This is a genomic window from Bradyrhizobium sp. NBAIM18, assembly GCF_020193825.1.
GTDB lineage: Bacteria > Pseudomonadota > Alphaproteobacteria > Rhizobiales > Xanthobacteraceae > Bradyrhizobium > Bradyrhizobium yuanmingense.
In genome coordinates this window covers 66,293-73,459 of the sequence record NZ_JADYVO010000028.1, presented here as the reverse complement: position 1 = coordinate 73,459, position 7,167 = coordinate 66,293, and the positions used below count along the sequence as shown (strand labels likewise).

Annotated in this window: 9 protein-coding genes and 1 pseudogene; 1 reads left to right on the top strand and 9 read right to left on the bottom strand. The window is 59.7% G+C overall.

The features are described 5' to 3' along the window. A pseudogene (locus I6F17_RS34310) lies at positions 1-414 on the top strand (hypothetical protein); the annotation flags it as partial. A gap of 249 nt (positions 415-663) precedes the next feature. Here I6F17_RS34310 and I6F17_RS34305 read toward each other — a convergent pair. The 9 genes from I6F17_RS34305 to I6F17_RS34265 are packed head-to-tail and all read right to left on the bottom strand — an operon-like array spanning position 664 to position 7,166. Further along, positions 664-1,308: a hypothetical protein gene (locus I6F17_RS34305; protein ID WP_109141632.1), complete on the bottom strand. Its 645-nt coding sequence runs from the start codon at positions 1,306-1,308 to the stop codon at positions 664-666. Further along, positions 1,305-1,868: a type II secretion system protein GspM gene (gene gspM / locus I6F17_RS34300; RefSeq protein WP_109141633.1), complete on the bottom strand. Its 564-nt coding sequence runs from the start codon at positions 1,866-1,868 to the stop codon at positions 1,305-1,307. Before gspM ends, I6F17_RS34305 begins: the two co-directional genes overlap by 4 nt. Continuing rightward, on the bottom strand, positions 1,865-2,932 hold the full coding sequence (locus I6F17_RS34295) for a PilN domain-containing protein (RefSeq protein ID WP_109145501.1): 1,068 nt from the start codon (positions 2,930-2,932) through the stop codon (positions 1,865-1,867). Before I6F17_RS34295 ends, gspM begins: the two co-directional genes overlap by 4 nt. Further along, positions 2,916-3,857 (bottom strand): type II secretion system protein GspK, encoded by a 942-nt coding sequence (locus I6F17_RS34290; protein ID WP_109141634.1) that lies wholly within the window; start codon positions 3,855-3,857, stop codon positions 2,916-2,918. Before I6F17_RS34290 ends, I6F17_RS34295 begins: the two co-directional genes overlap by 17 nt. Beyond that, positions 3,857-4,585 (bottom strand): prepilin-type N-terminal cleavage/methylation domain-containing protein, encoded by a 729-nt coding sequence (locus tag I6F17_RS34285; protein WP_109141635.1) that lies wholly within the window; start codon positions 4,583-4,585, stop codon positions 3,857-3,859. Before I6F17_RS34285 ends, I6F17_RS34290 begins: the two co-directional genes overlap by 1 nt. Further along, on the bottom strand, positions 4,585-4,995 hold the full coding sequence (locus I6F17_RS34280; protein WP_225130348.1) for a type II secretion system protein: 411 nt from the start codon (positions 4,993-4,995) through the stop codon (positions 4,585-4,587). The genes I6F17_RS34285 and I6F17_RS34280 overlap by 1 nt, the downstream gene beginning before the upstream one ends. Further along, positions 4,967-5,428 (bottom strand): prepilin-type N-terminal cleavage/methylation domain-containing protein, encoded by a 462-nt coding sequence (locus tag I6F17_RS34275; RefSeq protein ID WP_109141637.1) that lies wholly within the window; start codon positions 5,426-5,428, stop codon positions 4,967-4,969. The genes I6F17_RS34280 and I6F17_RS34275 overlap by 29 nt, the downstream gene beginning before the upstream one ends. Continuing rightward, positions 5,421-5,933 (bottom strand): type II secretion system major pseudopilin GspG, encoded by a 513-nt coding sequence (gspG, locus tag I6F17_RS34270; protein ID WP_109141638.1) that lies wholly within the window; start codon positions 5,931-5,933, stop codon positions 5,421-5,423. The genes I6F17_RS34275 and gspG overlap by 8 nt, the downstream gene beginning before the upstream one ends. A 21-nt stretch (positions 5,934-5,954) precedes the next feature. Further along, positions 5,955-7,166 (bottom strand): type II secretion system F family protein, encoded by a 1,212-nt coding sequence (locus tag I6F17_RS34265; protein WP_109141639.1) that lies wholly within the window; start codon positions 7,164-7,166, stop codon positions 5,955-5,957. Between the last annotated feature and the right edge of the window lies 1 nt (position 7,167).

The following is a 7,167-nucleotide window of genomic DNA, read 5'->3' as shown; positions in this document are numbered from 1 at the left end:
GGCCTTGGTGACGTCAAGTTCCTCGCCGCCGCTACGCTTTGGACTGGACTATTCGACTTCCCGATTCTGTTGCTTGCCGCAAGCGTCGCGGCGCTGTTCGTCGTACTCTGCCTCCATATGGTCGGGCAAGGCGTCACCGCACGAACGTCGATCCCGTTCGGACCATTTCTGGTCGTCGGCCTACTCGTCGTGCTTGCTGTGCAGACAAGTGCTGCAAGTATGCCTTTCCAGACTATCAATTTACTGGATGGTTTATTGCCGCCAGCCAGAATACGGCCGGACGTTCACGGCGCCACAACAACGCGCCGTGCTGCCTCGCCTATGCACCCGCTCTGGCGCAAGAGAGGTCACATAATGACGAAAATTGAGGTCAACGGCGATTGCGGCATTCCTTCGGATATGAAGGTGTTTTAGGGATCCCGAGCAACAACATGCTCACGACTAGCTCCTGGACCCTGACGAAATTGCGCGCTTACCAAAATCCGATCGAGAACCTCGACACACGCACAGGCGAGTCGAACTCGCTGGGCGCTCGGGCATTGAATCCATGCAGCGGAGAAGCGTGCAAAGGCAACGCGCATTCATTCCGCGACTACATAGATTAGATTGACAGTAAGACGAAACACAGGCGTTGTTTGGAGGATCGGATGTTGGATCGGACCACTACTGCGTTTGTCGAGGTCCCAGCTCCTGTTCGGCGGTCGTCGAGTTCAAAGGTGATAGCTGGATCTCTCCCTCACTTCCTTTTCCAGGCTGGGGCATAGACATGATTGCCTTCTTGGAGGGGTTTTCCAACATCACCTCGCGAGCTCGCACCTCGCGTAGCACCCAGCCATCATGCTGTTCGCCGACCCTGATCCGAAGCGACAGCTTGCTGGACTGATCGATGAAGATCCCGAAGCTCTCGAAACCTCCCACAACGGTTCCAACCAGCGCGAGCGCCGGCTTCTCCGGCCTCTTGGAGGACAGCGGAGGCACGGGCACAGCGGCAACCGGCGTCGGCACGGGGACCAGCGCCCGTCGTGAGGGCGAGAAGATGGGACGGTCCCGGGTAGCGGATAGCCGGGTCAACGAAATTCCCCACAAGGGATTGGCACTGGATGCCGGCTCTTTCGGCGCCGACACCGAGTTGATGGTCAATGACGAGGGCTCAGGCTTGTCGACTCCTGCCCCACCCTCCCGCTGCCCTATCGAACCAGTGTCCGTCACTTCCTCGCTTTTCACAGCCGCTATGGCCGCGCAGACCGACAGGTTTGTCATGGCCAATACGACGGCGGCGAAACGGATCATTGCGATAGGACGCATCATTTGCGTTCCTGCCATTGACCCGATACCGTCAGCGAAACGCGCAGCTTTCCTGGCGGGGTGGTCGTGCCGGTCAACAACGTTTCGACCAAGAGTTGCTCCACAAAGAGGAATGGAAGACCGGCTTCCAGGTCATAGAGCAGTTGCTGTAAGGCTGGTTGTTCGACCTCGCAGCTCGTCACTACACTAATGAAGCCTGCTTTCGAATGCTTACCCTGCAGTTCGACCTCGGTCGACAGGACGTTGCCCCCGGCTTTTGTGACGGCGCCCACCACCCTTTGCACCAGTGCAGCGCCTGCAACGGTCACAGTCTTTCCTTCGAGAAAGGCCGAACCTCCAGGTCCGGTCAGATTAGGCTCGCCGCTGCGATCAGGCCGAACCGCTCCTCCCTCGAACTGAGGCAATAGCACTCCAGCCTCGTGGAGCTGGTCGTATCGCGCAAATAGATCGGTGATGGCGCTTACGATTACCCAGAGGAAAAGGAGAACTGCGATACCATAGCCTGAAGCAGCTGCAGCAGGTGATGACCGAAATGCCACCCGAAAGAAAGCGGATCCCCTCATGTGCTTCCCCTGAAATAGGCATTCACATGAACCTCGATGTGAAATCGCTCGCCGGGCTCGTTCGATGATCTGGTTGTCGGTGCGAAGAATGCGGCTCGGCTGAACTGCGGTGACTGCTCGATCAGCTGGATCAGCGTCGGGGCATCCTGAGTCAGACCAATCAGTTGCAGCCGATTGCCCTCGACACGCAGGTTGGTGACATAGGTACCATCGGGCAGGATGCTCGAAAGATGATCCAGGACCAACACCGTCGCTGGCGTCGTTTGCTTACGCCGAGCGAGCAGCGCGCCGGCAGTTGATGCAGCGTCGCTCGGATCGCCCTTGACTGCTGCCCGCTGACGCCCGATCGTGCTGCGCAGTTCTTGCAATGCTCCGTCTGCCTTTGTGCTGAGCACCATGGTTACTATCAGCACCAATGCAGTCGCAGTCCCAGCGCCGAGCAGAAAAAACTTCAGGAGTTTCGCAAGGTCTCGGCGACCGGAGATCGCCGAACGAAGACCTGCGGTGAAAAGCGTAATCGGATGCAAGGACAACTCACTCTGTGTATGGATCGCGACTGTGGCAGCTCCGACATGATCCGCGAACTGGACCAGCGGCTCTACCGTGGCACGCGACACCGCCGCTAAAATGAGGCCGATGCGTTCCTTGGGTGCCGACTGAGGCTCACTGAAACCAAAGAGCGCCTGTTCGGCACTCCAGGGCGTTAGTCGATCGATCTGTGAACGGATCATTCCGTTTAGAAATGGTTCTGCCTGCTTTGGAAAGTCGAGCTGCCGAACCAGCACTTGGTTTGGGGCGAGGTAAATGTCCATTACGCACCCGCGCAGTACCCCAATCCAGTTGCTTGGCAGGTTATGGTCGCCGGCCAGCCGAACTTGGGCATTCTCTGGCTGCAGCTTGCGTGCGGAGTGCTGCAGCAGCTGTAGCGTCAGCCCATCCGCTCCGTCGTGGCAAGCGCTTACCCGACGGCGCCGGTGGACACGGTTCGCGATCGCTTCAAGAGCGCTAGCCACCAGGGCACACCAGGCGGTAAGCGCCATTTCGATGTCACTTGCCATCTTCATGCCCACCTCGCCCGTCGTGTGTTTGCGCGCCCTCCTCCTCGTGCGACAGAACTCGATAAGGCAATTTCCCTTCGCCCAATTCAATTACGACCACCGACGACCGCCGCCGACCATCGGCTGCCCGCAATGACACGCGCAACCTCCACGCGTTGCTCTTGCCCGCGATGACCCTGGCACTTGCGGGTACCAGCGCCTGCGCAATAGCAGCCGGGTCGGCGGATAACGCGTCTCGTGAGGCGAGGAAATCCTTCAGGATCAGCGGCGTCATGCCCGGAACTGAAGCGACCACCTCCGCCGGGGCGGCCAAAATGTCTATCCCAGGCGAGCCGCTGAAGACGGTGACAAACGGCATCACTCGGTCAAGCAGCCAGGACGGCGGCCCGAGCACTAGCGGTAGCTCGTCGACATGGACGAAGGGGGCCAGCCTCGGACCATATTTACGTCCCGCCGCTGCATAAAGCGCCTCTTCCGATCGCGCAGCCGCCTTATCCACCGGCTTGGTACGCCACGATACCACCCTATCGGCATAATCCTGCGCCGCTTCGGCGTCTGCGCCAAGGATATTGAAGAGATTGGCGATCATCTCCTTCGGCGCGGCATTGAGATCGACTCGGGCGGCCTCGGTTAGGAACGAGACCGCCACAACGTCACCGCCGATCCGGATGCTGAATCCACCGCGCCTTGGCCGCTCCTCATTTTTCGCCATGAGCAACTGATAAGCCGCTAGCTCAACGCCGGCAGCGACCAACGCTTCTGCTTGCAAGGCGTCATCATCAATCCGCAAGACTCGCGCCGAGTTCGAAAGGTACTGTGAGAATACCACGATGAGCGCGGCCAAGACTGCTAGAAACCAGAGCACCGCCACCAGGATGAAGCCATCCCAAGGGCCAGCCTTGCGTGACGATTGCCCTTTCGATTGCAACATCAATCGCTCCGCGCGCCACCGAGAGCGGCCTTAGAGCCCTGCTGCGGCTCGTCCGGCCTCGAGCTCACGCAGTCCCTCTCACCTTCAATACATCCCGCAGCCGGAGCATCGACATGAATCCGGACCACCCGCGACATTATGGCTAATCCGCCCCGACTACGATCTAGAATAGTCAAGCGAACCGCAGTGGGAAGCCGACCCGCCTCATGCCAATCCGGCCACCAAGCAAGGCTCGCATCCGCATAGGCAAAGGACAGTCGGAAGGGAGGACTAAGCAGCACCACTCGATCGGCGAAATGCAGAGTTTCGGAAAGTGAAACGCCGACCGGCAAAGGTGTGAATGAGGTTCGCGAGCGCACGAGCGCAACATCGGATCCGTTAGCAGTTTCGCCAATCTGGACGATGTCAAGGCCAGGCCCGACATTCGGTCCAATCGCCTTGCGAACAAACGTCACCCCCAGCTCTCCCCCTTCAAACAGCGGCTGCGTCTGGTCGCGATTGGACGGGACAAACTCCGCTGCAGAAAGATCGTTGGCTATTCGGCGCAGCGCCAAACCGAGCATCTCCGCGCGTTGAACACGATTGAGGCCGCGATTCCACGCCGGAAACCATTGCGACGTCATTGTCGCGAGCACCGACATCACGAGCCCCGCGACAACAAGCGCAGCCAGGGCCTCGATCAGGGTAAAACCGGCTCGCGCGTCACGATGTTCTGATGCCGCACACATCAGCCTGCAGTCCGCGCCAGTCGCACTGTGCGCACATCGACGACGGCGCCCGATGCCGAACGAAGACGCAGCTCCACCATGCGAGGAATCCAGCCCGCCTGACCGGCGGCGACGTCCCAACCCGTCCCGATCGGCGCAACCAGAACAGTCCACTCGCCGGAGGCGGACGCACCGCGGAATGTACCCGGTAGCAACCGATCACGGCCTGGAATCGCGGTGACAAGAGCCGCGCTCGCCTCTTGGATGACTGAGACCCTCTCCTCGATCTTACGAACGGCACGCATATTGGTTGATACGACAGTGCCAATTAACCCAAGTGACAGGCTGAGCACCGCGAGCGCGACCAGCATCTCTATCAGAGTGAAGCCAGCGTCACTCTCTTCAGCCTTTGATGAGGGAACGAGAGACAACCTCAATCCTCCCAGTCAGCCAGTTGATCCTGATCTCGACACGCAGGTCAGCCCGCCAGAGCGCAATCGCACCACCGCAGGACAGGCCGTCGGGAAAGAAACTGATCGCCGATAAGACCGGACGTTGGTTGCAGCTGCGTGGCAATATCGCCTCGAATTTGACGTCGTCCGGCACCTGGACAGCAGCGGAGCTGGCGCCCGAATGAATCGCCCGGCGTGGCGGATCGACCAGAGTATCCACCCTGACGCCACCGCCGACCGACATCGCCCGGTCAGCTTTCAGGATCGAGGCGGCCGCAAGAGCATAGGCCTGCAGCCTTGCCTTGGATGTCTGCCGCGGCACGAACGGCAATAGCACTGCCGCGATCATTCCGGTGATCGCGAGCATGCAAACCACCTCCAGCAATGTGAAGCCGCGTTGACCATCATTCATTGCGTGCACTCGTCTGCGCACCGAGCATAATGTCAGCAGCCGTCCCGCTACCTCCCTCCTGACCGTCGGCGCCATAGGATATGATCTCGTATGGGCCACGCTCGCCAGGGGAGCGATAAACATAAGGCGTATTCCAGGGATCGGCGGGGATCGCGCCACCTCTCAGGTATGGGCCATTCCAGGCCGTAATGCCGGCGGGCCGGCTCGCCAAGGCTCGTAACCCTTCGGATGCTGTGGGATAACGACCCGCGTCCAGATAAAAGAGGTCCAGTGCGCTCGCGAAGCTCTGCAACTGGATCTTCGCTGCCTTGACCTTGGACTCCCCGAGATAATTGAGGACCCTTGGCCCGATCAGCCCCATGATCAGGCCTATGATGGTGATCACAACCAGCATCTCGGCCAAGGTAAATCCGCGCTCCCCTTCGGGGGCCTCCACTGGAATACGCCATATAAGTCTCGATTGGTATGCACGACGTTCCGCGACCGGCCGGCATTCTGTTGTCATGCTGAGCTCCTCTGCGCTTTGTCAGTCGACGAGCTGCGTGACGGAAAGCAGCGCCGTCATGACGGAAACGATCAGGCCTCCGACGACAATACTGATCGTCAGTATTGCGGCTGGCCCGACCATTCCCAAGACACGATCAAGGCTGCGCTGGAGTTTCGCCTCATAGAATTCCGCGATTCGGCCGGCCAGCACCGGCAATTCGCCGGTCTCCTCGCCCAGCCGTAGCATGCGAACTGCCATGGGCGGGAGCACGTGGGACTCTGCCAGCGCTTGCGACAGCTTGCCGCCGTACCGAACGCGATCAGCCGCTTCGATCCACGGGGCAGGAGACGAGGTCACGGACATCACGTCGACGAGAATGCGCTGCGTTGCGGTGAGATTAACACCACACCCCAACAACAGTCCCAAGTTCCGACAGAACAGGCTCGTGCGGTGGAAGACGAAGATTCTGCCAATTCCAGGCAGCGTTGCAAGCGCAGCGACGATCGAAGCACGTACCTTGGTCTGCCGCATGAGCCACCAGCCCCCGGCCAGGACGAACGCGCCTGAGATCAGCAGCAAAGCGCGGTTAGCTCGCATCAGATCAGAGGCTTCCATGAAGAAGCCAAGTGCCGGGTCGGCGCGGCCGCCGAAATCGCGCAGCACTGATGAAAATTGTGGCAACACAGCCAGAATGAAGAACAGCATAACGCAGCCCGCCGCAAGCAAAACGAAGATCGGATAATGCATGGCATCACTGAGCTTCCGCCGAGTTGCCTCGGTCCGATCCCGCTCCGCCGCCAGAACCTCAAGGACTTGGCTGAGCGTACCAGAGGCTTCACCGACCTTCATGAGTGCGCCATACATTGACGGAAACAGATCAGGTTGCGCGGAAACTGCATCGGTAAAGCTTTCGCCGCCAAGTACGGCCAACCTCAATCTTCTAATCACCGGCCGCAGCCGGCCAACATCGCAATCGTCTGACAACAGATCAAGAGCGTCATCAAGGCGCGCTCCTGCCTTCAGAAGCAGCGCAAGGTCGCGCGTGAAACTCGTGACCTCCGCGTATGAAGGGCGGTTAGGCCAGAATCCGCGGCGAAAGACCGACGGGGAACGGGCCTCCTCCACGGCTTCAATCGGTAGCAGATGCAGAGATGAAATCCGGCGCTCGGCCTCTGCTTGCGTCGATGCGACCAACGAGCCGGCAACGATCTCTCCGAACTGGGTCAACGCTCGATAGCGGAAACTTGGCATA

Bases quoted from the DNA above. Each gene is read 5' to 3' on its own strand.
- I6F17_RS34305 (WP_109141632.1), bottom strand. From the start codon at position 1,308: ATGATGCGTCCTATCGCAATGATCCGTTTCGCCGCCGTCGTATTGGCC.
- gspM (WP_109141633.1), bottom strand. From the start codon at position 1,868: ATGAGGGGATCCGCTTTCTTTCGGGTGGCATTTCGGTCATCACCTGCT.
- I6F17_RS34295 (WP_109145501.1), bottom strand. From the start codon at position 2,932: ATGAAGATGGCAAGTGACATCGAAATGGCGCTTACCGCCTGGTGTGCC.
- I6F17_RS34290 (WP_109141634.1), bottom strand. From the start codon at position 3,857: ATGTTGCAATCGAAAGGGCAATCGTCACGCAAGGCTGGCCCTTGGGAT.
- I6F17_RS34285 (WP_109141635.1), bottom strand. From the start codon at position 4,585: ATGTGTGCGGCATCAGAACATCGTGACGCGCGAGCCGGTTTTACCCTG.
- I6F17_RS34275 (WP_109141637.1), bottom strand. From the start codon at position 5,428: ATGAATGATGGTCAACGCGGCTTCACATTGCTGGAGGTGGTTTGCATG.
- gspG (WP_109141638.1), bottom strand. From the start codon at position 5,933: ATGACAACAGAATGCCGGCCGGTCGCGGAACGTCGTGCATACCAATCG.
- I6F17_RS34265 (WP_109141639.1), bottom strand. From the start codon at position 7,166: ATGCCAAGTTTCCGCTATCGAGCGTTGACCCAGTTCGGAGAGATCGTT.